Genomic DNA, 24,973 nt, shown 5'->3' on the forward strand with positions numbered 1-24,973 from the left:
CGGGGCGGAAGCGTTACACTACGCCTCATGATGCCTGCTTCCTTCTTTTCGTCACCGCGCCGCCGTACCGTCATCTTTGTTGCGGTCATCGGCGCACTGCATTACGTGGCGCTGGAATGGCTGACCTCGCATGCCAGCATGGTGCCGCTGGGGCAGGATCATGCACAGGTGGTCAGCATGGCCTTGATCGCCGAGCCGATCCAGCCCCTGCCGGTGGCGCCGCCGCCGCCGCCCGAACTGCTGCCCGTGCCCAAGCCCAGGCCGCCGCCACCGCCACCGCCGCCGCTGACGGAGCTGGCGTCGAGCGAAACGCCGCAGTTGACGGCGCCTGTCAGCGACGTGCCGGAAGGCCCGGCCACGACCGCGCCGGCCGCGGTGGCTGCGCCGGCCATCACGGCGCCCGCACCGGCCGTGGCAGCGGCACCCGTGCCGGCCAGCGCGCCGCCGCCACCGCCCGTCGAGCAGGCACGGCACTACAAGACGAATGCGCCCGCGTCGGCCCAGTTCGACCTGCACGTGGACCGGCGCGATGCGGACGGCACCAAGTGGCAGGGCGTGGCCGCGATGGCGTGGGAAAACCGGGGCGACGCGTATCAGCTGAAGCTGGAGGTGGGCTTGAGCATGCTGATCACGCGCATCAACCTGCTGGTGCTGACCAGCGAAGGCGTGATCGATGGCAGCGGCATCGTGCCCGTCACGGCCACGGAGAAACGCAAGGGCCGCGCGCAAACGGCCACGCATTTCAACCGCGATGCCAAGGCCATCACGTTTTCGGCCACGACGGCCACGGCGCCATGGCAGGAAGGGGTGCAAGACAAGGCCACGGTGCCGTTCCAGCTGGCCGCCATCGGCCGTGCCGACGTCAACCAGCTGGTGGGCAATATCGACATTCTCGTCGGCGAGGAAAAGGAAGCGACCGTGTTCCGCTTCCACCTGGTGGGCGAGGAAGAGCTGGAGACCAAGATGGGGCGGCTGGTGACCTGGCATTTGCGCCGGCCGCCGAAGCCCGGCACGTATTCGTCGCAGCTCGATATCTGGCTGGCGCCATCGATGCAATGGTATCCGGTACAAATACGCAATACCGAAGCGAACGGGGCGCTGACCACGCAAACCGTGACCAAGATCTCCGTAAATGAATCAACAGGAAAATAAATGACCACTTTGACTACCTTGAAACGCATCCTGGCTGCCAGCCTGCTGGCCGCCACCCTGACGCCCGCCATGGCGGCGGACGAGCCCGTGGACCATCCCGTCATCAAGCGCCCGTACAAGCTGGCGCCATCGGCCGACCTCGTGTATTCGATCAAGGCCAAGCAGCGCGGCATTGCACTGTCGGGCGAATCGGTCAGCAACTGGCGCGCCGGCGACGGCAAGTATTCGCTGCTGGCCGAAACCAAGGCCGCCCTGTTCGGCAAGATCCTGGAACAGCGCAGCGAAGGCACGGTCGACGATTACGGCCTGGCGCCGGCGCAGTTCGTGGAAAAGCGTTTCCGCAAGGAGGCGGCTACCACCACCTTCAAGCGCGACAGCAAGACCATCGTCTTCAGCGAGGGCGATGACAGCTATCCGCTGAAAGGCGGCGAGCAGGACCGCAACAGCACCGTCTGGCAACTGGTCAGCGTGGCGCGCGCCGCGCCCGAAAAATTCACGCCCGGTTCGGAATGGAGCTTCTTCGTTGCCGGCCGCCACGACGCCGAACCGTGGACCTTCAAGGTCGTCAAGCAGGAGACCGTCGCCACCGGCCAGGGTCTGGTGGAGGCCGTGCACCTGGTCAAGGCGCCGCCGCCGGACAAGAAGGGCCAGCAAGTGGACCTGTGGCTGGCGCCGTCGCTGGAATGGTATCCGGTGAAGGTGACGTTCGCCGATGAAGACGGCGACTACGTCGAGCAAACCCTGCAAAAGATCGTCAAGAAGTAAGTGTTCACTAATGGTTTGGGGCCAGGCATGCCGTGTTTGGCCCGCCATTTCATCCTCCTGGCCCGGCACGGCGCACCGGCCGTGTTGCGCCGTGTCCGCACCGCCCCCTCCCATGCGCTAAATTGCATGTCAGAACTGATATACTGACGCCCCCGCCCCGCAGCGCCGCGTTAGCCCGCAGCGCCGCCCGCTGAACACTCATCCGGAAAAGAATGATTGATATAATGGCAAGTGCAGCCGTGGCTACGGATGCAAATCAGACAGAGCAAGAGCATCACGATTCCTTGCAGGCGCATTTCCAGCCCAATATTTCGGCCGACGAGATCGAGCAGGTATTTCACTTGAAGCGGGCGCAGCCCCTGCTGCAAGTGTTTACGGCCCTGTTCCATGGCGGTTTCGATGGCGTGCTGGTGCGTCTGCTGGTGTTGCGCGAACTCGCGTCCGATGCGGCCACGTCCGCCTATACGCGTGCCGATATCAATACGAAACTGGCGTATCTGTTGCCGGAAAGCCTGGAAACGGTCTTGCTGCGCCTGCGCTCGAACCAGTTGCTGGCCTGGGATGCGCAGCAGGGCGTGTACCGCGTGACGCCGATGGCGCGCAATGTGCTGTCCGCCATCGACAGCCTGCTGGGCCTGGGCCAGACGGAAGATGAAGCGGAAATGGGTTTCCTGCTGTCGCAGGTGGCGGGCGCGCAAGCCGTCGGCGGCGTGTCGGTCGAGCAACTCCAGCATTTGCTGGGGCGCCTGGTGGACTTGACGGAAGAATTCTCCGACGCCATCGCTTCCGGTTCCGAGTTCCGCTTGCGCACGGCGCAGGCGAAGTGGAACATGGCGTGCGACTGGGTCGAGAAGGGTTCCGAGATTCTCGTGGCGATTACTTCCGATGAAAACGCGGACAGCGCCACGCACAAGGCGGCGCAGGCGATTGGCCGCGCACAAAGTAAATTGTTGAACATGCAAGGCATGTTTTCGCGCGCCCTGAACCAGATCGAGCGTCAGCGCGTCCACCTGGGCCAGTCGGGCCTGTCGACCACGGACATCAAGCGCTGGCTCTTGCTGCATGATGACCTGGCCAGCCTGGCCGAAGGCGCCATCGACCAGCCCGTCGTACCGCTGTTCTCCACGCCGGCCGAGATGATCGACGTGGCGGAAACGGAGCTGCTGTCCGAACGGGCGGCAGGCGTCATCAACACGGGCCTGCCCAGCGGCGAGGACGCGCCCACCACCATCAGCGACGGACCCGCCATGCAGCTTGAACTCGATGACTTGCTCGAACGCCTGTCGAACTTCGCCAGCCTGGGCAATTTCCCCAGCATCGGCGAAGAGGGGCCGAAATCGGTGCCCGTGCAGGATTCGCTGCTGCCGGCCAGCTTTGCCGTGGCCTCGTACCGCGCCTCCATGCTGCCGCTGCTGGGCGACGTCTCCGAAGCGAGCTTGCAGGGATCCACGGCCGAACTGGCCCGTTTGCCGATTACCTTTACACCGACCGACGAGATGGTCCAACTGACCGACCCCCACGTGGCGGCCATGTCGATCGCCTCGCTTTCACTGAATGTTTCACTTGATTTAGATAGCGGCACCGCCGATGAATGACGATTCCCAAATCCTGATTGCGCGCCTGCTCACGCATCAAACCCTGCGCCGCGACGACAAGCTCGTCAAGCGCGTGCTGTCCGACGAGCTGTTCCGCGCCGAGATCGATGCGCGCCTGCTGGCCTGCGGCCTGAAACTGCTCGACAACGTGTATGCCGACCATGTCACCCTGGCCCTGACGCGCACTATCGAGCCGAAGATCTTCGGCGCGCGCGACGTGTGGCAAAACAATAATTTCGGCCTGGCGCGCGATGGCGTGGCCTTGCTGGTGGTGCTGTGGGCGCAGATCATCCTGCCCAAGCGCGAACGCCAGGAAACGCACCAGCACGCGGACGACGACCAGAACGATATGTTCGGCACGGAAAAGCCGTTGCCGCGCGCGGAAGACGCGTCGATCGGCATTTCCTACAAGGCGCTGCTGTCCGACTTCGGTGACAAGCTGGGCAAGAAGACGCGCATGGACATGAATCTGGGCACCCTGGCCAAGCTGGGCTTTATCGAGCGGCGCGGCGATTTCATCCTGGAAGGTCCGCTGCTGGACCTGATGATGGACACGGACGTCTTGAAAGAGCGCATCATCAATGGCGCCCTGGCCGACGTGTTCAAGCGGGCGCCGGCACGCCTGGTGGCCGTCAGCGGCGATTCACTGCTCGACGCCGACCTGGCAGACGACCTGTCCGCCGACATCGGCGACGAGCCCGCGTCCGACCTCCCTCACTGAAAGCGCCCATGTTTCATATCAAATCACTTGAACTGGTGCACTGGGATTACTGGCAGCGCATCAAGAATATTCCGCTCGACGCGAAGATCATCACCATCGCGGGGCAGAACGGCTCCGGCAAGACCACCTTGCTCGACGCCTTGCGCACCCTGTTCGGCCTCGACTGCTCGATGGGCCGCACGTATAAACACTATGCGCGCCACTCGGGCCAGCAGACGGCCTGGCTGCGTGCCGTGGTCGACAACAAGAACGTGGGCAAGCAGTTGTCGAACCGCCCGTTCCGCAGTTCCGGCTTCTTCAGCGACGATGAAGTGACCCTGTTTTGCCAGATCCAGAAGAACGGCGGCGACTGGAAGCGCCAGTATCTGATGCGTCCGGGTAATGTGCAGATCGAGGACATCACGGATGCCAACGACTGGCTGGGCGTGGAAAACTACCGCAAGCGCCTGGCCAATGCGGGCCTGTCGCCCGCCATGTCGAAAGTGCTGGCGCTGGAGCAGGGCGAGACGGACAAATTGTGCGAATACGCGCCGCGCCAGCTGCTCGACCTGGTGTTCCAGGTGTTTGGCGACAAGGAAGTGCTGGACGCCTACGACGAAGCCAAGCGCCACCAGCGCGATACGGAAGTGGAGCTGAAACGCTTCGAGACGGAACTCGAGGCGTCGAAAACCAACCTGGAAGGCTTGCGCCTGCGCGTGGCCAATTATCACCAGTGGGAAGGGCTGCATAAAGAGCGCCGCAACCTGCTGGAAGAAGTGCTGCCCAGCTTGCAGTACCACGAGGCACGCGAAAAGGCGGCCATCGCCAGCCGGCAATTGCGCGATGCGCGCAAACCGATGGCGCAGGCGGACCAGCAACTGACGGACAAGCGCAATGCGCTGGCCGCGCAAGCGAAGGCCCTGTCCGACGCACAGATGAACGAGACCCTGCTGGAGCAGGAATCGATCGGTCTGCAGAGCCGTTTGTCCCTGATCAATGCGAAACTGAAACCGCTGGACAGCCTGCTGGAACAGAAGGACCGTCTGCACAAGCTGGCGGCCGACTCGGGCAGCGACATCGCCGAAGTGGCGGCCCAGCTGGAACAGAAGGAAGCGGAATTGCTGCGCCAGCGCCAGCAGCGCGACGCCCTGGCGGCCCGTATCGCGGCCGAGCAGGCGACGATTGCCGCGCTGCAAGGCAAGACGGCCATGCCGGAGCCGGACAACGTGCGCGGCATGCGCCGTGCGCTGCGCGACGCGGGGATCAGCCACGCCATGCTGTCGGACATCGTCGAAGTGACGGACAGCCGCTGGCAGGGCGCCGTCGAAGGCGTGCTGGGCGGTTATGCCTCGGTGGTTCTGCTGGACAAGGCCAAGGATGCGGCTGCCGCCTACCGCCTGGCCGAGAAGGAACGCTATCGCCACTTCATCGTGCCGGACCTGGTCACGGCGCCCGTCGCAAAAGACGAAAGCTTGCTGGCGGTGGTGAAATTTTCCGCGCCCGTGCCCAGCTGGCTGATCGAGCAGCTGTCGCGCATTTCCCGCGTCGATTCCGTCGAAGCGGGTTTCAAGCTGGGCAACCACGAAGAGTGGATCACGCCCGAGGCGTACCACCGCGAACGCCGCGGCGGCCGCTCGCTGTTCGTGGAAGCGTCGCGCTACCGCTTCGGCCAGGCTGGCCGCAGCGGCCGCCTGGAAGCGCTGCTGCGCTCCTTGCCGGGCCTGGAAGGCCAGGAAGACACCTTGACGTTGGCGATCTCGAAACTGGCGGCCGAAGTGGGCGCCTTGAAAGCGCGCATCGCCGGCGTCGACGCGGCCAAGGAACTCAGTGCGCGCCAGGAAGAATTCGCCGAAGCGCTGCGCAACTCCAAGCCGCTCAAGGAAGAGCGCCTGGAAGTGGGCGGGCGCCTGGGCGAGCTGCAGAACCTGACGAAGAACGCCACCGTGGCGCGCACGCGTGCCGATACCGTGTGGCAAAACGCGCGCCTGGCCTTGTCGGAAGCGGAAGCCGGTTCGCGCCTCGGCTACAAGAAGCAGATCGAACAGCGCGCCGAGCACGCTCGCGCCTTGCTGGCCCTGCGCCATGCATGGCGCCACTTGCCGAAAAGCTGGCGCCGTCCCGCACGCCGCGCTGCCCTTGTGGCCGAGCACCAGAATGCGCACCAGGTCGATCTGCGCGTGGCCAGCCTGCAAAACAGCCTGGCGCGCGATGACTGGGAACTCGACGCCACCGTCATCGACCAGCACCACCGCCTGTCGGACCAGCTGCATGGCCGCCAGTCGGAAACGGACGAGCGCCGCTACCAGAACAACCGGGCCATCGAAGCGACGGGCAATGCCCGCGGCGCCTACATGGAGCGCTTGCGCTACACCATCAAGACGTACAGCAAGAACATCAAGGAGCTGGGCGAACTGGCCGGCATCGAAGTGCATGCCGACCCCGTGCGCCTGGAAAACGACGATGTGCAGCTGTCGCAGGCGGGCTTGCATGTGCGCTTCAAGTTCGATGGCAAGGGCGTGATCGGCATGAATGACGGCGAAGCGTCGGGCGGCCAGCAGGTCATGAAGTCGCTGGTGCTGTTGATCGGCTTGCTGAAATCGGAAGACGGTTCCGGCGGCTTCGTCTTCATCGACGAACCGTTTGCCCACCTCGATATCCGCAACATTCAACTGGTCGGCGAGTTCCTGAAAAACACGGAAGCGCAATACCTGATGACGACGCCGTTGACGCACAACACGGATGTCTACGATCCGTCGGAGCTGACCTTGATCACCAGCAAGAAGAAAAAGGATACCCAATGGGCGCAACCGATTTTCGTGCTGCAGCGCCGCGTCGATCCCGTCTCGGGCAAGGCGGCGTGATGCTGGTGCGCATCTCGCTGGCATCTGCCGCGCTGGCGCTGGCGTGTTCGGCGCCGGCAATGGCCAACGACGGCATCGGCTCGGTCGGTACCGGCGGCATTATCGTCGGCAAGAGCGACGCAGTGGCCATGAAAAAGGAGGTGCTGACGGTCAGCCCGGACTTGATCAAGGTCGAGTACGAGTTTCTCAACGAATCGAAAAGCGATGTGGAAGAGACCATCATCTTTCCGCTGCCTGCCTACGAGGCCGGCTACCACCAGTCGCCCACGTATTACGGCCAGCCGCAGCAGTTCTCGATCGAGGTCGACGGCAAGCGCAAGGATTACCAGACCGTGCTGGTCGCCAAACTCGACAGCCGTGACGTGACGGCGCGCCTGGCCCAGCTTGGCCTGTCGGACGCGCAAGTCGCTTATTTTCCGTCGTTCAGCCCGTTCGAAAAAAAGGTGGCGCCCTTGAGCGCCGCGCAGCAAAAAGCCATGATCGCCGAAGGCTTGCTGGCCAAGCTGTCCGAAGACGAAGAATGGGTGCCGGCCTGGTCCGTGACGGTGGTTTACCAGTGGCGACAGAAATTCCCTGCCGGTAAAACGGTGCGCGTGCGCCATCAATATGCGCCTTTCGTGGCCGCCGGCCCCGGTGCCTCCTACTTGGGCGACGGCAAGGAGTTTGAGCAAAAGTATTGTGGCGACAAGGCTTTCTACAAGACGTGGAACCGCCTGGCGGCGCAGCAAGGCGAGAGCGGCTTCGTCAATGCCAAATGGGTCTCGTACATCTTGAAGACGGGCAACACCTGGAAAAATGGCATCGAAGACTTTACCTTGAACCTGGTCAAGGGCAAGCCGGATGAGTTGATCAGCCTGTGCTTTCCCGGCACGTTCACCAAGATCAATCCCACCACCTTGCAAGTCAAGCTGCGCAACTTCCGCCCGCAGCAGGATCTGAACGTATATTTCGGCAATGTCGAGAATGGCAGCGGGAATACGGGCGAGGCGCCTGCGTTGCGTAGCAATTACTTGCTGACGAAATAGAAAGACCGCGCTTTGGAAACTGCTGCTCTTCAGCACCCACTGCGTATGCTGTTCCCGGGTGCGCTGCTTGCCGTGCCCGCCGCCCGGGCCGACAGTGATGCCGCTTCCAGCAAGCCGGCGCGCGCCTGGAAGCGATCCTGGACCCGCGCGTGAGTACGCAGCCGGCACTGGCAGCGCGGCTGCGCGCCATCGTCAGGAGCACGCCATGGTGCATGCAAGTCCTGCACGCCGTGGCGCAGCTGGGCTTGCCGGACTGCTGCATCGGCGCCGGCGCCGTGCGCAACCTCGTGTGGGACGCCTTGCACGGCTATGCGCATCCATCGGCATTGAGCGATGTCGACGTGGCGTATTTCGATGCGCATGATTCAAGCCCGGAAAGCGAAACGCAGCTGCGCCAGCGCCTGGCCACCTTGCTGCCCGGCGTGCCGTGGGAGGTGTGCAACCAGGCCAGGGTACACCTGTGGTTCGAAGACGAGTTTGGCTACGCCGTGCCGCCCCTGCTGTCGCTCGACGATGCCATCGCTACCTGGCCCGAGTTTGCCACCTCGGTTGGCATCTATCTGCAGCCTGACGGCGAGATCCGCATCGTCGCGCCGCATGGCCTCGATGACCTGTTCAGCATGGTGGTGCGGCGCAACCCCGCGCGCATCAGCGAGGACGGCTATGCGCAGCGCCTGGCCAGCAAGGACTATGCGGCGCGTTGGCCGCGCGTCACCATCATCTCCCAAGCAAATGATGGTGTAAAACGCAATTAAATGCACTATGGATACAGATTGCCTATAATTACCAATTATCCAATAGTATTCTTCTGATCTGATGTCCCTATCGATTTCCCCGCCGCTGCGCCGCATCGGCCGCCTGTTCTGCCTTTCCTCCGCCCTCGTGGCGCCCGCCGCCTGGGCCGACAGCTACAGCGATTTCCAGCAAGCCAGCGCGCGCCTGGAAGCGATGATGGCCAAGGCGACGCCACAAGGCGGCTTGCCGCGCCTGGGCGACCCTGACGTGGCCGCGTTGTTTGCCCGGATGACCGATGCGCCGCGCCTGTTCCAGGCGCCCGTCGCGGCGCTGCAGGACATGAACCAGAGCGTGGCCCTGTGCGAGCGTGCCACCAACGTGGGCAAGGCCTATTACCAATTTGGCCTCGCGCTGCCGCTGCCGCTGTCGGGCGCCGAATTGCAGCAGGCGCGCAAGGAGCAAGTGACGCAGAACCTGGCCAATTATGGCGATGAAATGAGCACCATGTTCGCCTTTGGCCTGCATTGCCATGCGCACTTGATCCGTCTAATGGAGCAGGAATTCAGTCACCAGCCGGGGCAGGAGGTGAGCGGGGCCGAGCGCATGCGCGCGCGCGCCTTCAGCAAGGGATCGAGCACGGCTTACTCCGGCGTGGTGCAGTTCGTGCAGGTGGCGTTCTGGAACGTGGCGCAAAAGAAAATGATGCTGGAAGCGGCCGCGCAGCACGCCACGGCGAACGCGGGCCTGATGCCGCCGCCCTTGCGCGAACGTTTGCTGAACAGCCTGGCGGATGCGGACAAGGACCTTGATCCGGCCCTGGCGCCGGCGCTGGCGACGATCCGCCAGGCGCTGTCGGTGACGACGTGTACCGGCCTGTGCCAGTACTATTGACGGGATGACTTACTCGGGCGCCTGCAGCGGCTGGTTGCGCTGGCGCCAGCGCACGAGGCCCCACGCATACACGGCGTAGTAGCCGATGACGAGGCCGTAGGCGGCCATGGTCAGCGCGCTCTGGCCAAACGGAGGCGGCGGCACGGGCACGTCGAGGCGCGAGTTCAGGTAGATTTGCATGCCGCGGTACAGCAAGCGGGCGATGAACAGCATCGTGATGGTCAGGCCCAAATAGCGGTGCTGGGTAAAGAAAAAGTCCTTGCCGACGTGTTCGAAGCGCGTCAGCTTCAAGCCCAGCACGCCCAGCCAGCCGCCGGCCAGGGCAGCGGCGCCCAGGCTGGACAGGGGCAGGATGTCGAATTTCGTCGTCGTCGCCAGGAACAGCAGCAGCGCGGGAAACGCGACCGCCACGGTCCAGTGCCGCCACAGCTGCGATTTCTGGCGCGCCACCAGTTTTTTCAGGCGCGAATAAATGCGCCAGACCAGCAGCGGGACCAGTAACAGCAGGGCGAGGGTGGTGGTTTCCATGTATGCAATCGGGTACGGGTAAAACAGCGATTGTAAGCCAGATGGGGACGGGCGGCGATGCTTGTCAAACGGTAAAGTTGCATGTTGACATTTACATGGCATGCAAGCACTATGCCCTGTCACGCCATGCCGTGGCCGCGGACGCCAGGCCGGCAGGCAAATATGGACAGGCGGCGGGCATCTCGTGGTATGGTCTTCTTTTGTCCACCGGGAGGCCAGCCATGTCCGTCATCCATGCCCACCGCGCGCCCGACCCGGCGCCCGTCGATGAACCCATGCCGGCGCCGGAGCCGCAGGAAGCGCCCGGGCACCATCCGGGGCCCGTGCATCCGGTGCCGCAGGACGATCCCGTGCCGCACCCGCATCCCAGTTAATCTCGTCAAGAAAGGCTGTTTTAGATGGCAATTGTCAAGGAAGTCTACACACGCAAAGTCAGCGGAGAATCGTTCGACTATGAACTCGATTACACCCAGGGCGCGGATGTGGCCTGGATTGCGCGCGTGTATCACGACGGCGTGCTGAAAGGCTCGCCGCACGGCGCGCTGACGGCCAACGTGCTGTCCGGCCCCGCGCTGGAACAATACCTGCGCGCGTATGTCGAAGGCATGATCGAGCGCGGGCTCGACGTGGCCGAGTAAGCCGCTTGCGGTAGAGCAAAGAAAAGGGCGCCGAGGCGCCCTTTGTTGTTTCTGGTGGCGTCGGATTACGCGGCTACGCCGCCAATCCGACCTACGCTCGATCTAGTCGAATGCCCACGTATATAAAACGTCCAGGGCATTGTTCGTGCCCGTCTGGAATTGCAGGGTGATGCGGCGGTTCAGCTTGTAGCGCAGCTTGACCAGGCTCGTCGCCGTACTCGTGCCTTGCTCGAACGTCAGGTAGGCGCGCGAGGACAGGCGCTTGCCGACGGTGACGACCGTGCTTTCCAGCCCTTGCGCCTGCGACAGGCCCACTTCATCGAGTCCCAGCGAACTGGCCAGCTTGCCCTGCAAGCCGCCGCCGGAGCCGCCGAAGAGGGCGCCCGCAGCCGTCGTCAAGAGGGCCATTTCATCGCCGGCCGCCGTTTCCGCGCCGTGGCCCAGGATCAGCCAGGCCAGCTTGTCGCTGTCCGACACGCTGGGCGTGGAGACCAGCTTGGCCGTCGGCGCCTGGGCCGTGCCGCGCACTTCCACGCCCGCTTCCACATTCGTTTCCGACAAGGCTTCGCCCTCGGGGCGCTTGCGCACGGCGAGGATGTTCAGGGACGGGTTGTCGTAGGCGCCCGTGAAGGCGATCAAGCCCCGTTCGATGGCCAGTTTCTGCCCATACGCCGCATACAGGCCATTGACGACCCGGATGCTGCCCGTCACGCGCGGCGCGGCGCGGTTGATGACCCTGGCGCGCACATTGCCCGCCAGGTCCGCATCGATGCCCATGCCGCGCAGGTGGAAGGCATTGCCCAGGTCGAACTCGAGGTCGATATTCAGGGGGAGCGAAGGCGCTTCCTTGCCGCCCTTGACTTCCTTGCCCAGCACCACCACGTCGCTGCTTTGCGTCGGCGTGTCTTGCGGCGCCAGCTCGATCAGCGCGCGGTTGGCCTTGAACTTGCCCTCAAAGCTGAAGCGCTTGTCATTGCGCACCAGGGTGCTGTTGCCCGACAGGATCAAGGTACGGTCGGGGCGCGACAGCGCCTGCAGGCGGTCGGCCATCAGTTTCAGTTCCAGGCTCGCTTCGCCATTCGCAAAGCGTACCCAGCCATCTGCCTGCACCTTGCCATCGCCGCCGTCAAAGCTCAGGCGCTGCAATTGCAATTGATCGCCGGCCAACTTGGCTTGCAGTACACCATTGCGCAACTTCAAGCCCTGGTCGGCCCAGTTCACCAGCAGCTTGCTGCCGTTGATGTCGCCATTCAATTGCGGCGCGCCGATGGTACCGCTGCCGGCCAGCGCGATTTTCAAGGCACCGCCCAGTTCCAGGCCCGGCTGGCCCGTCAGTGGCGCCAGCCACGCCAGCGAATCGATGCTGGTCGTGCCCGTCAGCGAGAGGGCGCTGTCGTTGCTGATGCGCCCGCCCAGCATTTGCACGGTGGCATTGATGTCGCTCTGGCCCGCGCGCGCGCCGTCGAGTTTCACGGCCAGGCGCAATTGCTGGTTGGCGACATCCACGCGGGCATCCAGGGTGCGCAAGCCCAGCGCCAGCGGCTGTTCCACGCCTACCGTCACGTCGCCTTTTTCGCGGTAGATATGCAGCATGCCGGCCAGGGACGGATCTTTCTGCTTGGCCGTCGGCACCTGCATGTCGAGCGACCACTGCGCGCCCAGGGTCAGGTCGCTGCGCGCATTGGCCTGCAGCGCGGGGATCACTTGCGCCAGGTAGGTCAGCGCCACGCCGGCCGCCTGGCCGGAACTGGTCCAGCGCGGGCCGTTCTTGACCAGGTTTTGCATGGTGATGCTGCCTGCTGGCAATTTGATGACGGTGTTGCCCACGCTGATCTGCTCGGGCTGACCGAGGCCCGCCACGCCGCTGCCGGCCGGGCCCGCCACTTTCACTGGCACGGGCGCTTGCAGCACCAGCGCATAGCGGCCCTTGTTTTGCAGGCTGTCGATGGTGCCCGTCCAGCCGGCGCCGCTCTGGCTGCCGCGGACTTGCACGGTGGCGTCGAAATCGTCGTTGCGCGCCGCCAAACTCACCGTATGGCTGCCGCGCGTGCCCGTCGTGCCCAGGCGGGCGCTGGCCAGCTTGAAGGTGGGCGTGCTGTAGCCCGTGATGTCCAGGCTGCTGACCATGGGGTCGAGCGCGCCCTGGCCGGCGCCCACGCTGGCGCTGCCCTTGATGGATTTCAGTTGCTGGTCGCCAAAGAAGGTCAGGTCACGGCCGTCGAGCGTCAGTTGCGCGGCGGGCGCGTCCATCTTGCCGCTGACGGAGCCGGCTGCCTGCAGCACGCCGGCAAAGCGCGGACCCAGGGTCGACAGTTGCGGCGCATCGAGTTTCCACGTCAGCTTGTCGGTGGCGCCGCCCAGCGCGCCCTTGGCCAGCAGGCTGTTCGGCCCCAGGCGCAGTTCCGTATCCACGCTGTCGATGCGTTTCGCGTTGGCCGACAGCTTGGCGTAGCCGGCCAGCGGGGCGTTTTGCAGGGTCGATTCGCGCAGGGCCAGGTTGAGGGCCACTTGCCAGTCGCCGCTCAGGCGGCCGTTGCCGTTGAAATCCGCATTGACGTTGCCGTTGGGCAGTGATGCGCCAAACGCGGCTGGGTTGATCTTTTGCAAGGAACCCGTCATTTTCAGTTCCGCTTCCTTTTTCGGCCCCGTCAAGCCCACGTCGCCGCTGGCGTGGATGGCGCTGTCCGGCGCAGGGCGCTTGCCGCTGGTGAGACCCAATCCTTTTGCATCGGCAACAAAGCTCGTGCGCGGCTGCTGCAGGGTGCCTTGCACCACGCCGCTGGCCAGCACGGTGCCCAGCAAGTCGCCCTGCAGGGCGGAAAGTTGCCGTGCATCGACATTCCAGTTGAGCTTTTCGCCGGCGCCGCCAAAGTTGCCCTTGGCCGTCACGTTGTTCTTGCCCAGTGCCAATTGCACGTCGATGCCGCTGAAGTGGGCTGCATCGGCCGTCAGCTTGCCCTTGCCCGACAGGGGCTGGTCGAGCAGCTTGCTGGGGCGTACGGTGAAGTCCGCATTCGCCAGCCACTGGGGCGCCACGTGACCATTGGCGCGCACGTCGAGGTTCAGGTCGGCCACGGGGAAGGCGCCGAAGTCGGCGGGATTGAGGCGGTTGGCATTGGCCACGGCCTTGAACGGCTGATCGTCCTTCAGGCTGATCTGGCCCGTCGCATTCACGCTGCTTTTGCCTGCTTGCAAGGTTGCCTTGCGCAATTGCACGAGCGAGTCGGCCAGGGTGGCTTCCACGTCCAGGCGCAGCTTGGCTTCGCCCAGCTTGGCGCGCAGGGTCTGCGTCTTGCCATCGCTGTCGAGCACGATGTCGCCGACGATCTGCGTGCTGTTGATGCTGCTGTAAATGTGTTGCAAGTCGATCTTGTCGGTGTGCAAGGTCAGCTGCGCGTTGCCGATGGGGCCGTCGACGGCGTCGCGGTTGAGCTTGCCGCTACCCGTGAATTTGCCCGCGTTGCCGAAATCGATGATGGCCGACTCGAGCGTGGTGGCCGTCAGGGTGCCGCCCAGGCGCGCCTCGAACTGGCGCAGCGGCAGCTTTTGCTGATCGATGGGGCCGGGCGTGGCGTGGTTGAGGATGGCCAGCTTGCCCGACACGGTTTGCGCGTTGGGCCGCGTATCGATGGCGGCGTCGAGTTCCAGGCTCAGGTCCGCCTGCGGCAGGGTCGCGTCGAACTTGCCCGGATTGATGTTGCGGCCACGGATGCTGGCCGAGCGCAGGATGATGACGGGGTCGAACGGCGCCAGCGCCAGCTGGGCGTCGGCCGTGGCCGCGCCCGCGCTGCCCTTGGCTGTCACGTTCAGGACATTCAGGTCGCCGCCCAGTTGCAGAGCCAGGGCGGCGGGTTTTTCACCGGCGGCGGGGGTGAGCTGCGTCAAGCCGGCCTTGCCTGACAGTTTGAACGGTTGCGTGGCGGCAATCGTCGCGCTGGCCGTGGCCTGGCCGAAGGGCGTCAGGGCCGAAGCGTCTTCCAGCTGCCATTGCGTCTTGTCGCCCGACAGGCTGAAATGGATCTTTTCAAACACCGTGTTGCCGCCCGCGCTCACCAGGGTCACCTTGTCCAGGCGCGCGTCGCTGATGCCGATCTTGAAGGGCGAAGCCAGGCTGGCAGGCATGGTCGATGGTTCTTCGGACGGCGCCGTGCTTTCCACGGACAGGCTGGCCACGTGCAGTTCGCTGATGGCGATGCCTTCCGAGAAGAACTGGAATGGCGACCAGTTGATATCGATGTTGTCGGCCGTGATGTGCTGCGTCTTGCTGCGGTAGCTGACGTGGCCCAGGTGCATGCGGTTGTACAGCGAGCCGGACACGCCCGACACTTCGATTTCGCCGCCGCTGGCGCTGGCCACTTTTTGCACCAGCATCTGCAAGGTCGATTCGCGGCCCAGGAACCAGAAGGCGCCGCCCAGCAGCACGGCCAGGCTGGCGACGGCGATCAGCACATAGCGCACCCAGCGGCGCGGTTTTTTCGCCGGCGGTGGCGGCGCGGCGTCGTGGGACTCGGTAGTAATATCGGACATCAGAAAGTGAATCCCAGAGAGAAGTGCAAACGGTAGGCGTGGACGGCGTGGCCATACGCCACGTCGACATTGATGGGGCCGACGGGGCTCTTGTAGCGTCCGCCCAGGCCATAGCCCGATTTCGGCGTCATGGCCGCTTTCACGGTATCGGCCGCGTTGCCGGCGTCATAGAAGGCGGCGATGGCCCACTTCGGCTTGAACCAGTACTGGTATTCGGCGCTGCCGGTGAGCATGTAGCGACCACCGATGGTGGCGTCGCCTTCCTTGACGCCCAGTTCCTGGTAGGCATAGCCGCGCACCGACTGGTCGCCGCCCGCGCGGAACAGGTAGACGGCCGGCACGCCGCGTTTTTCCTTCGAGCCCAGCGCGCCCATTTCGCCGCGCACGATCAGTTCGCCTTTTTCACCGAGCGGACGGTAATACACGGCCTTGCCGGCCACGCGCACGAAGCGCTCGTCCGTCAGCACGGGCAGCAGGGCACCGCCCACCTGGGCGTTGATGACATAGCCCTTGGTGGGGAACAGCAGGCTGTCGAGGCTGCGCTTGGTGATGGCATAGGTCAGCGGCAAGCTCTTGCTGCGCGTCTGTTCCAGGCCGACGACGGTCTTGTCTTCGCTGAGGAACTCGAACGTCAGGCTGCGTTCGAGGTTGGTACCACCCCAGTTGCGCTTGGCCGAGATGGTGGTGACGGCCGTGATTTCGTTGGAAATGTCGCTGCGCTCGAACGAGGCGCCCGCGCTGTCGTTGTAGCCGCGTTCGGTCGTTGGAAAGTAAAAATTGGCGTGGGCCGCCTGTTTCTTCGTTTCCATGGTGATCGCGCTCTTGAAGCGCGTGCCCCACACGTTCAGGTTGTCATAGTTGAGCTGGGCGCGATTCCCCGTGTTCGTACTGAAACCGAGACCGGCGCTGACGTTCTGCTGCTTGTTTTCCGTCACGCGCACCACCAGCGGCAGCAGCGGCGCGGGGCCGCGGTTGGCCGGCTTGGCTTCGGCGGCGGCGCTGGCACCTTCGACCTCGGCTTGCTGGCTTTCCTGACCTGCCTCGATCTGCTCGTTGAGGATGCTGCTCATGTCGGCGCTCACTTCCACGCTGGCAAAATAGCCCGTGTCCTGCAGGCGCGCCTGGAACGATTGCAGCGCCGATTCGCTGTAGTATTCGCCGGGACGTATCTTGTCGAGGTTGCGGATGATGCTGGCATCGTAGCGCTTCAAGCCCTCGATGCGCAACTCGCCGAAGCGCAGCTCGGGGCCGCTGTCGAGCACCACCAGCAGGGAGACCTTGTGCGTTTCCGGGTCGACCACGGCTTGCGTATCGACCAGCTGGGCGCGCGGGTAGCGCGTCTGCACCACTTCGCGCAGCAGGGCGCGCTTGGCCGATTCCCAGTCGGATTGGCGAAACACGCTGCCCGTTTTCAAGGACCAGCTGCGCTTCAGGGCTTCCGTATCGTAGGGTTCGCTGGCGGCCAGCGGCGGCGTGGGGTCGAAGCCGCGCAATTCCAGCTCGACCTTGTCGATGGTCACCGGCTGGCCCGGGTCAAGGTCGACGATGACGACGGGTTTGGCGCCCGTCGTATCGACGCGCACCGTGACGACGGGCGTGTAATAGCCGGCCGTGGCGACGAGGTTTTTGGCTTGCTCTGGCGTATCGCGCACGAGGCGCTGCAATTGCTCGCGGTCCATGCGCGGGTTGCCGCGGAAGCGTTCCAGATCCAGGTTTTTTTCGAGCAACTCATCGAGGTCGCCCGGTGCGTTGACCTTGACCTCGTACTGCAGCGGGGCGGGCGCCGCTTCCGTGGCAGGGGTGCCGGCGGCCGCGTCTTGCGGACGCTCTTGCGTTTCCTCCTGCGCGCGCGCCTGGACGGCCGGGCATGCCAGGATGACACTGCCGGCGGCCGCCAGTGTCAGTTGACCCATTACTTTTGTCACTACTTGTGCCAAAATCCGTGGTCGTATCGCCTTGCCGGCAGCCGTATGCCGTATGGGTCGTGCAGAAAACATGGTGCTCCAGATGAGTAAATGCTGACTGCATGTTACCGGAATAGGTAAACTGATGGCGGACGAATAAGTATTTTTTGCATGGGGAATCCTGTTTCCCTGCGCACTATTGGACAGAATAAAACTGAAAGAAAGAAATTATGCTAGCAACGGACTCCGCACTGGTGCTCTTCAGCGGTGGACAAGATTCCACCACCTGCCTGGCCTGGGCCTTGAAACACTATAGCCGCGTGGAAACCATCGGCTTTGACTATGGACAGCGCCACGCGATCGAACTGACCGTGCGTCCTGGCGTACTGGAGCAGATGCGCCAGCAGTCGCCCGAATGGGATAGCCGCCTGGGCCAGGATCACATGATCGATCTGTCCCTGATTTCCGCCATTTCCGATACGGCCATGACGCAGAACGTCGAGATCGTCATGCAGGAAAACGGCTTGCCGAACACTTTTGTTCCTGGACGCAACTTGCTGTTCATGACCGTGGCCGCCACCGTGGCGTACCGCCGCGGCTTGACGGTGCTCGTCGGCGGCATGTGCGAGACGGATTTTTCCGGCTACCCGGATTGCCGTGACGACACAATGAAGGCCCTGCAAGTGGCCCTGAACCTGGGCATGAATACGCGATTGAAGCTGGAAACGCCGCTGATGTGGCTGGACAAGGCGCAAAGCTGGGACCTGGCGGAAGACCTGGGCGGCCAGCCCCTGGTCGACCTGATCCGCAGCGGCACGCATACGTGCTACCTGGGCGAGCGGGGCGAGCTGCACGACTGGGGCTATGGCTGCGGCACCTGCCCCGCCTGCGCCCTGCGCGCGAATGGCTACCAGCAATACGCGGCGAGAAAGGCTGCAAAGCAGGCCAAATAAGCAGGTTGCGCCGTTTCTTCAAGCAGCGGGGCGGGGGACAAGGCCATGCTGTGGTTTTTGCCACAGGAGTACCTTGCCATGAAATCCCTCTTTGCCGCGCTGTACGGCCCCGCGTTCTGGGCCGGCTTCATCGGCGCCGCCAGTTACCTGATTGCGGTGTGTCATTACTCTCTCTGGGTCTTGCCGCCCTTGCTGCTGCTGGCCCTGCTCACTTCCTTTCTTGCCGAACGCTATCTGCCGTATGACGGCGCGTGGAACCACGATCACGGCGACGGCTGGCGCGACAGCCTGCATGCGCTCGTCAATGAAGCGCTGTATCTGCTGGGCCTGGCTGCCTTTCCCTTGCTGGCCGGGCACCTGGCGCTGGGCGCATTCTGGCCAGTCCAGCTGCCGTTCTGGGCGCAACTGTTGATGGCGATCGTCATCGCCGATTGCGGCATCACGCTCGTGCATTACCTGAGCCACCGCTATTATTTTCTGTGGAAACTGCATGCCGTGCACCACAGCGTGCAGCGCCTGTATGGCTTCAATGGCTGGATGAAGCACCCGCTGCACCTGCTGCTGGAAGCGGCGGGCGGCATGCTGCCCTTGCTGCTGCTGGGCATACCGGAGCGTGTCATGGCCGTGCTGGCGTTTGCCGTGGCGATCCAGCTGTTGCTGCAGCATGCGAATGTCGACATGCGCATGGGCCCGCTGCGCCAGATATTTGCCTGGGCGCCATTGCACCGTTTTCATCACATGAAATACGGCACGGCCGGCGACGTGAACTTCGGCCTGTTTTTTACCTGCTGGGACCGCTTGCTGGGCACGCGTTTCGATGCACCGGGCTACCGCATGCGGGGCGAGGACCTGGGCATCGGCAGCCGTCCCGATTATCCGGCCGCATACGGGGCGCAACTGCTGGAACCGTTCCGCGTGGAAGAGGGCGTGCGGGCGCCCGAGTTGCCGGCCGGCTTGAAGCAGGCGCTGCATCGAAAACTTAGTCGAGCAGCTTGACGTCGAGCTGGCGCAAGCTGCGGTCGGCGCGCACGCCAAACAGGCTGCGCATGGTGCGCGAAAAATGCGCGGCATCGGCAAAGCCGGCGCCGTGGGCCGCCTCCGTCAGGGTACTGCCGAGCAGGATGAAACGGATGGCCAGGCGCAGGCGGCGCCACAGCACCAGGCGTCGCACGGGCAGGCCCAGCTGGGCGCTGAACAGGCGTTCCAGCTGGCTCAGCGACAAATGCGCCGCCTCGGCCACGGCGGCCGCGCTGACCTTGCCCGACAGCAGCGCATCGACCTTGTCCAGCGCCCGCCGCAAGCGGGGATCGGGCAAGCGTTCGCGTGGCTGCGCCTGCAGCGCGGCGGCCAGATTGTCCAGACTGGGTACGCCGGCGCTGGCGGCTGCTGCCAGCAGAGTCGCGCCGCCCAGGCGCTGCGGCTCCGCATAGATGGTCAGCATGGGCGCCGGCGCGGCCAGGATGGCGTGCGGGCGCAGGCTGTCGATCAGCAAGTGCCGCGCCGTGTGGACGATGCCGTCGAGCTTGGCCGTGAAGGGCGCGTCCGTGCTCAGCATCAACTGGTGCGCATAATGGGCGTGGCTGTCCGTGGCGCCCGCTGCGCCATGCAAAATGGCAAAGTCGGATGCCAGCCATAGGGTTCCCTGCCAGCGGTCGTCGTGCAAGCGATGCTCCCGTGTCTGCAATCGCCAGCACTGTACAGCAGAGCGCTCAGGCCCGCTGGCGTTGCTGCGCCAACTGGCGCGCCAGCAGCATGGCCAGCAGGGCGCAGACGATACCGAGCGTGAAACTGCCGCCGTAGCCGGCCGTGGCCGCCACGCCCGTCAGGGTGGACGAGGTGAGGATTTCACCGCCGTCGCGCATGCTTTGCACGGCCGTCATGTCCGTGCCCGCCTGTCCGCTCTGGCGGGCAAACTGCATCGCCATGGTCAGCATGGAGACCGATGCACAGCCGGCGCCGAAGCAGCCCAGCGCCGTCGCCAGCCAGACCAGGATGGGCGGCAGGGGCGCCGCCATCGCTGCAAGCCACAGCCACAGGCCGGCAGCGGCCGCAGAGGCGCCTATGCCCAGCAGGAAGACGCGCTGCGGGCCATGGCGGCCGATCAGCCAGGCGCCGCCGCCGCAGCCCAGCAGCACGGTGATCATGCCGCCGGCCATGCCCACCTTGCCGACATCTTCCAGCGGCCAGCCGGCGTCGACCAGCAGCAGCTTCGACAGGCCATAGCCGGCCACGGCTGTCATGGACGACAAAAAGGCGATGCCCAGCAGCGCCGGCGCACCGGGCCGGCGGATGAAGCCGCGCAAGCTGGCCTTGCGTGGCGCCGGGACCGATGCGGGCAGCGCGGCCGCGAGTGGGCTCTCGCGCCACAGCACGACGAGCGCCAGGCTGGCGGCACCGATCACCGCCAGCGCCAGCAGCGCCACGCGTTGATCGAACATGCCCGACAGCATCAATACTCCGGAGCCTCCCGTGAAAAAGCCCACCATGGTGCCGCCCACCTGCAAGGCATTGGCGCGGCCCAACGCGGCGCCCTCGAAGCGCTCGGCCAGCAGGCCGTCGGTGGCGATATCCTGCGTGGCGCTGGCCAGCGAACCCATCGCTGCCAGGGTGACGATCAGCGGCGCCGTGGCGGCCGACAGTCCCAGCAGGGCGGCGCCCAGCAGGCAGGCGGTGGCCAGCGCCTGCATCGGCAGCAGCCAGCTGCGGCGCCGGCCCACGCGGGCATTCCAGCGGTTGTCGACTTGCGCCGCCCAGAGAAATTTCAGGACCCAAGGCAAGCCCACCAGCGGCAAAAAAGCCAGGGCGTCGAGTGGCGCGCCGTCGCGGCGCAGCATGGCCGGCAGCGCTTCCATGGCCAGCCCCAGCGGCACGCCTTGCGTGAAGTACAGGGCCGCCACCATCAGCCACAGGTGCGCCCGCCGCAGTGCCGGCCTCATGCGGCACCGCCCACTTTGCGGTGTTCGCTGCCGATGCTGGGCGTGATGAACAGCAGGCGTCCGGGAACGTGCACCTGCAGCCGGTGCCAGGTGCCGCGCGGCACGATGCAGGCTTGCCCCGCCTGCAAGACGACGCGGCGTTCCGCGCCATCGTCCGTTTGCAGCACCAGTTCGATGCTGCCTTCGAGCAGGCACAGGGTTTCGTCGCCACTCGGGTGGCGCTCCCAATGGTCGCCGTGCACGGACTGGGCGTCGCTGACGTGCTTGACGCCGATGATCCAGTCGGCGCGGCTCTTGCCGCGCGCATGGTAGGGAATGGCCTGGGCCAGCGCATCGGGGTGCAGCGCGAGCAGGTGGCCATCGAGCGGGAAAATGGTCAAGGTGTTGTCGTTCATGGGGGCCTCAATACTGGGCGCGCAGGGACAGCATCACGCTGCGCGGCTCGCCATAGCGGTTGTTCCAGGCCGTGCCGGACAGGCTCTGGTAATAGTGTTTGTCGAACAGGTTGTTGACATTGAGCGCGGCCGTGAAGTGGCGGTCGATGCGCCAGCCCAGGCGGGCATTGGCCAGCGCATAGCCGCCCTGGCGCAGCGTCACGCCGCCCGAGGTGACGCTGTAGCGGCTTTGCGCCTGCACGCCCAGCCCGGCGCTCAAACGGCGTCCGGCCCATGGCAGGGTGGCGTTGGCCCACGCGCGCAGGATGTGGGCGGGCGCGAAGCTGGCAAACGGCTGGCCCTGCGATACGGCATCCTTCAGGTAGCGCGTCGTGTTGTAGCTGTAGCCGGCCGACAGGTGCAGGTCGGGCGTCAGCTGGCCGTTCGCTTCCGCTTCCAGGCCGCGGCTTTGCACTTCGCCGCCGGCGATGTAGTAGCAGACGTTGCCCGCGCAAGGGAAATTCGGATCTTCCTGGGCCCGCTTGTTCTGGCGGATCTGGTACACGGCCAGGGAAACGTCGAGCTTGCCATTCGCCAGCGCGCCCTTGATCCCCGCTTCCAGGTTGTTGCCCGTTACCGGGTCCAGCGTCTTGCCGTCGACGGTGGCCTGGCTTTGCGGCTGGAACACTTGCGTGTAGCTGCCATAGCCGGACCATTGCGGCGACAGGGCGTAGACCAGGCCGCCGTACGGTGTCAGCTGGGTATCCGGTTCCACGCGCGCCGTGCGCGTTTCCTGTTTCCAGCGGCTCAGGCGCGTGCCTGCGATGGCCGTCAGTGCGTCGCTCACCTGGAAGCGCCCCATGGCATAGGCGCCCCACTGGCTGACCTTGCTCGGGCCGCGCGAGGCATACGCGCTGGTGTCCGGTTCCGCCAGCGCGTAGGGGTTCCAGTGGAAGACGTCATGGGTGCCCTTGGGCGGCGCCAGGAAGCTGGCGGAGAACTGCTCGCTGGACGTGTGCTGGACGTTGGCGCCCAACAACAGTTCATGCTGGCGTCCGCCCAGGCGGAAGGGACCGCTGGCGTAGGCGTCCACACTGTTCTGGCCATTGTCGAAGCGGTAGGCGGCGCCCATCACGCTCGAGGATGGGCGCTGGTCGCGGCGCGCGGCGCCATATGCACCCGCGTATTTCAGGAAGGAATCCCCGGACAGGTGATTGGCCTGCACCTTGGCTTGCCAGCCATTGGCAAAATGCTGCTCCAGGCTGGCGAAGACGCGCTGGGTATCCCAGTCGAACTGGTCCCAGGCCGCATCGAGATAGGTGGAACGGGGCAAGCCGATATCGCCGCCGTCCGCATAGCGGGGCACGCCTGCCATGTTGATGATGGAACGGATGCGCTGTTTCTGTACACCCGCGCTGAGCGTGCTGCCCGGCGCCAGGTCCAGCTCGGCGACGCCATACAGATTGCTGCTGTTCTGCTGCGCCACGTCATAGAAAAAGCCCCGTTCCTCGTGCGTGGCGACGACGCGCGCGCGCAGCGTGGCCGCGGCGTTCAGGGGCCCGCCGATGTCGGCTTCGCCACGGCGCCGGTCCCAGCTGCCGGCCGACAGCGCACCTTGCGCGGCGAAGTTCTTTTGCGGCCGCTTGGCCACCAGGTTGACGGTGGCGGCAGGGTTGCCGCTGCCATGCAGCAAGCCATTCGCGCCGCGCAGGATTTCCACGCGTTCCAGCATCGCCATGTCTTGCTGCGGACTGGCCATGTTACCCATCAGCACGGGCACGCCGTCCTGTTCGAAGGAATCGATCTTGAAGCCGCGCGCATAGTAGGCCGTGGTCAGCAGCTGGAACGGCTGCACCGTGGTGCCCGTCGCCTGCTGCAGCACGTCGTCGAGCGTCTGCAGGTTTTGTTCCTGCATGCGCTCCTGGCTGATGATGCTCAGCGACTGCGGCGTGTCCTTCAGCGAGGCACCCGTCTTGCCCATGCTGGCGCCCGCTTCGCGAGTGGCCGTGACGGCGATGACGGGCAGGCTGGCCTCGGGTGCCGGCGCGTCGGCCGCCTGCGCCAGGGGGCTGCAGCCGAGGGCGGCCAGGACGTGCAGGGTATGCCGGGGCCAGCGCACGCCGCGTGGTGGGAGGGGAAACATTGCCATGAAAAACCGGACCTTTCGTATTGAGAATCAATCTCAATATGGTAAGGACGGAGGGCGTCAGGGCGTTAAGGATTGCCGCTGTTTTCCTGGCGATTGCGCGTATTGCGTCAGGCGCAGCGCAGGTCGCTGGGGGAAACGCCGTAGCGCTGCCGGAACACCTTGCTGAAATGCGAATCCGTGTAGCCGCAGGCATGCGCCGCGTCGGCCACGCTGATGTTGCCGGCCGCCAGCATGCGGTACGCCAGTTCCAGCCGCTGCTCGCGCACGTAGGCGAAGACGCTGGTGCCGAACTGCTGGCGAAAGCCCTGGCTCAGGGTGCTGGCGTTGGTGCCGGCCAGGCGCGCCAGTTCCGGCAAGGTCGGCGGTGCGTGCAGGCGCTGCAGCAAGATGTCGCGCGCCTGCTGCAGGCAGCGCAGCTGGCGCGTGCCGGGCGCCGTCTCGGCCGCGGCGCCGGTTCCGGTCAGGCCGTCCATCACGGCAGCTGTCAGTTCCAGCGCCTTGCCGGATAAATACAGCTGACGCAGCGGACCGGCCAGCGGGCACAGCATGATTTGCCGGCCCAGCGCCTGCACGGCCTTGCCGGCGTATCCGTTCGCCGTGGCCATGGTCTGCCGCGCGGCCGGAGCGATGCGCCGCGCCAGCGAACCCAGCTCGGCGCCGAAGGTGTCGTGCAAGGCCTGCATCGGCATGCGTACGCTCAGGTACTGCAGCGGTTGCCGTGCCGCATAGTGGTGGCTGACGGAAAACGGCGTGTCGCTCAGGCTGATATGGAAGGCAGGGCCTTCGACACTCACGGCGCCACCGCTTTGCAGTTGATAATCCAGCTGGCCGCCCAGGACCAGCACCAGTTTCAGTCCTGCCTCATTGTGTTCGATGCTGTGCGCCGGCGCCGGAAAGGACAGGGTGCCCGCGCTGAGTTCCAGCGTTGGCGTGGCCAACGGTAGTTGCCAGGAAGTGTCATGGGAGGAAGGCGGCTGGGAGGGCATCGTCGAGGGTGTGGAGGAAAAGCGGGATGATAATTATAAATGAGAATCATTATCAGTTGCGATGGCGTCGACTTTGTGCTGGGAAAACTCAGTTGCAGCTTCGCAATTCGTGGTCTTTTTAATACAATATTCAGCATTGCAAGGGCGCCCGCTGTAACGTACTATCATTCTCATCGACTACCGATGGTAGTCGTGCGGCCCGCCGCCAGCCATGTTGCTGGCCGTGTAGCGGTTTGATGTCCGTCCTGCTTTTT

At 64.8% G+C, this 24,973-nt stretch carries 20 protein-coding genes; 12 read left to right on the plus strand and 8 right to left on the minus strand.

Features of this window, described 5'->3' with window-relative positions; translation table 11 throughout:
• Positions 1 to 27 precede the first annotated feature (27 nt).
• The 8 genes from CSQ91_RS24885 (at position 28) to CSQ91_RS24920 (ending at position 9,724) form a co-directional block, all read left to right on the plus strand.
• On the plus strand, positions 28 to 1,152 hold the full coding sequence (locus CSQ91_RS24885) for a DUF3108 domain-containing protein (protein ID WP_257217468.1): 1,125 nt from the start codon (positions 28 to 30) through the stop codon (positions 1,150 to 1,152).
• A complete protein-coding gene (locus CSQ91_RS24890; RefSeq protein ID WP_099389905.1) occupies positions 1,153 to 1,917 on the plus strand; it encodes a DUF3108 domain-containing protein in 765 nt (254 codons plus the stop codon).
• A 224-nt stretch (positions 1,918 to 2,141) separates the two neighbouring features.
• Entirely contained in the window at positions 2,142 to 3,512 is a 1,371-nt protein-coding gene (locus CSQ91_RS24895; protein WP_092608970.1) for a hypothetical protein, read from the plus strand.
• Positions 3,505 to 4,233 (plus strand): hypothetical protein, encoded by a 729-nt coding sequence (locus CSQ91_RS24900; RefSeq protein WP_070282962.1) that lies wholly within the window; start codon positions 3,505 to 3,507, stop codon positions 4,231 to 4,233. Before CSQ91_RS24895 ends, CSQ91_RS24900 begins: the two co-directional genes overlap by 8 nt.
• 8 nt (positions 4,234 to 4,241) lie before the next feature.
• Positions 4,242 to 7,073 carry an ATP-binding protein gene (locus tag CSQ91_RS24905; protein ID WP_099389906.1) on the plus strand — a complete coding sequence of 944 codons (2,832 nt, stop codon included), beginning with the start codon at positions 4,242 to 4,244 and terminating at the stop codon, positions 7,071 to 7,073.
• A complete protein-coding gene (locus tag CSQ91_RS24910; protein WP_180278510.1) occupies positions 7,073 to 8,098 on the plus strand; it encodes a DUF4424 family protein in 1,026 nt (341 codons plus the stop codon). The genes CSQ91_RS24905 and CSQ91_RS24910 overlap by 1 nt, the downstream gene beginning before the upstream one ends.
• Positions 8,099 to 8,247: 149 nt before the next feature.
• Positions 8,248 to 8,853 (plus strand): nucleotidyltransferase family protein, encoded by a 606-nt coding sequence (locus CSQ91_RS24915; RefSeq protein ID WP_306508873.1) that lies wholly within the window; start codon positions 8,248 to 8,250, stop codon positions 8,851 to 8,853.
• A gap of 61 nt (positions 8,854 to 8,914) precedes the next feature.
• Positions 8,915 to 9,724, plus strand: coding sequence for a hypothetical protein (locus tag CSQ91_RS24920; protein WP_099389908.1), 810 nt, complete (start codon positions 8,915 to 8,917; stop codon positions 9,722 to 9,724).
• Between the two features lie 9 nt (positions 9,725 to 9,733).
• Here the strand turns inward: CSQ91_RS24920 and CSQ91_RS24925 are convergent, their stop codons facing one another.
• A complete protein-coding gene (locus tag CSQ91_RS24925; RefSeq protein WP_099389909.1) occupies positions 9,734 to 10,252 on the minus strand; it encodes a hypothetical protein in 519 nt (172 codons plus the stop codon).
• A 221-nt stretch (positions 10,253 to 10,473) separates the two neighbouring features.
• Here CSQ91_RS24925 and CSQ91_RS29035 point away from each other — a divergent pair, with 221 nt between their 5' ends.
• Entirely contained in the window at positions 10,474 to 10,626 is a 153-nt protein-coding gene (locus tag CSQ91_RS29035) for a hypothetical protein (protein ID WP_168208500.1), read from the plus strand.
• A 24-nt stretch (positions 10,627 to 10,650) separates the two neighbouring features.
• Entirely contained in the window at positions 10,651 to 10,890 is a 240-nt protein-coding gene (locus CSQ91_RS24930; RefSeq protein WP_034753464.1) for a hypothetical protein, read from the plus strand.
• Between the two features lie 102 nt (positions 10,891 to 10,992).
• On the opposite strand, the gene CSQ91_RS24935 is transcribed toward CSQ91_RS24930, so the two are convergent.
• The gene (locus tag CSQ91_RS24935; protein WP_099389910.1) at positions 10,993 to 15,417 is read right to left on the minus strand and encodes a translocation/assembly module TamB domain-containing protein; all 4,425 of its coding nucleotides are present in this window, start codon (positions 15,415 to 15,417) and stop codon (positions 10,993 to 10,995) included.
• Positions 15,417 to 17,330 (minus strand): autotransporter assembly complex protein TamA, encoded by a 1,914-nt coding sequence (locus tag CSQ91_RS24940; RefSeq protein ID WP_099389911.1) that lies wholly within the window; start codon positions 17,328 to 17,330, stop codon positions 15,417 to 15,419. Before CSQ91_RS24940 ends, CSQ91_RS24935 begins: the two co-directional genes overlap by 1 nt.
• Positions 17,331 to 17,551: 221 nt before the next feature.
• Between CSQ91_RS24940 and queC the strand changes: the two genes are divergently transcribed.
• A complete protein-coding gene (queC, locus tag CSQ91_RS24945; RefSeq protein WP_034784336.1) occupies positions 17,552 to 18,274 on the plus strand; it encodes a 7-cyano-7-deazaguanine synthase QueC in 723 nt (240 codons plus the stop codon).
• Between the two features lie 78 nt (positions 18,275 to 18,352).
• Positions 18,353 to 19,270, plus strand: coding sequence for a sterol desaturase family protein (locus CSQ91_RS24950; RefSeq protein ID WP_070283064.1), 918 nt, complete (start codon positions 18,353 to 18,355; stop codon positions 19,268 to 19,270).
• On the opposite strand, the gene CSQ91_RS24955 is transcribed toward CSQ91_RS24950, so the two are convergent.
• The 5 genes from CSQ91_RS24955 to CSQ91_RS24975 all read right to left on the minus strand — a co-directional run bounded on the left by CSQ91_RS24955 (position 19,254) and on the right by CSQ91_RS24975 (position 24,671).
• Entirely contained in the window at positions 19,254 to 19,937 is a 684-nt protein-coding gene (locus CSQ91_RS24955) for a helix-turn-helix domain-containing protein (protein ID WP_099389912.1), read from the minus strand. The genes CSQ91_RS24950 and CSQ91_RS24955 overlap by 17 nt on opposite strands.
• A 46-nt stretch (positions 19,938 to 19,983) precedes the next feature.
• Positions 19,984 to 21,210: a RhtX/FptX family siderophore transporter gene (locus CSQ91_RS24960; RefSeq protein WP_099389913.1), complete on the minus strand. Its 1,227-nt coding sequence runs from the start codon at positions 21,208 to 21,210 to the stop codon at positions 19,984 to 19,986.
• On the minus strand, positions 21,207 to 21,605 hold the full coding sequence (locus CSQ91_RS24965; RefSeq protein WP_099389914.1) for a cupin domain-containing protein: 399 nt from the start codon (positions 21,603 to 21,605) through the stop codon (positions 21,207 to 21,209). The genes CSQ91_RS24960 and CSQ91_RS24965 overlap by 4 nt, the downstream gene beginning before the upstream one ends.
• 7 nt (positions 21,606 to 21,612) lie before the next feature.
• Entirely contained in the window at positions 21,613 to 23,733 is a 2,121-nt protein-coding gene (locus tag CSQ91_RS24970) for a TonB-dependent siderophore receptor (protein ID WP_218963776.1), read from the minus strand.
• Positions 23,734 to 23,840: 107 nt separating this feature from the next.
• Positions 23,841 to 24,671 (minus strand): helix-turn-helix transcriptional regulator, encoded by an 831-nt coding sequence (locus tag CSQ91_RS24975; protein ID WP_175445129.1) that lies wholly within the window; start codon positions 24,669 to 24,671, stop codon positions 23,841 to 23,843.
• Between the last annotated feature and the right edge of the window lie 302 nt (positions 24,672 to 24,973).

The organism is Janthinobacterium sp. BJB301 (genome assembly GCF_002735685.1).
GTDB classification, from domain to species: Bacteria; Pseudomonadota; Gammaproteobacteria; order Burkholderiales; family Burkholderiaceae_D; genus Janthinobacterium; species Janthinobacterium lividum.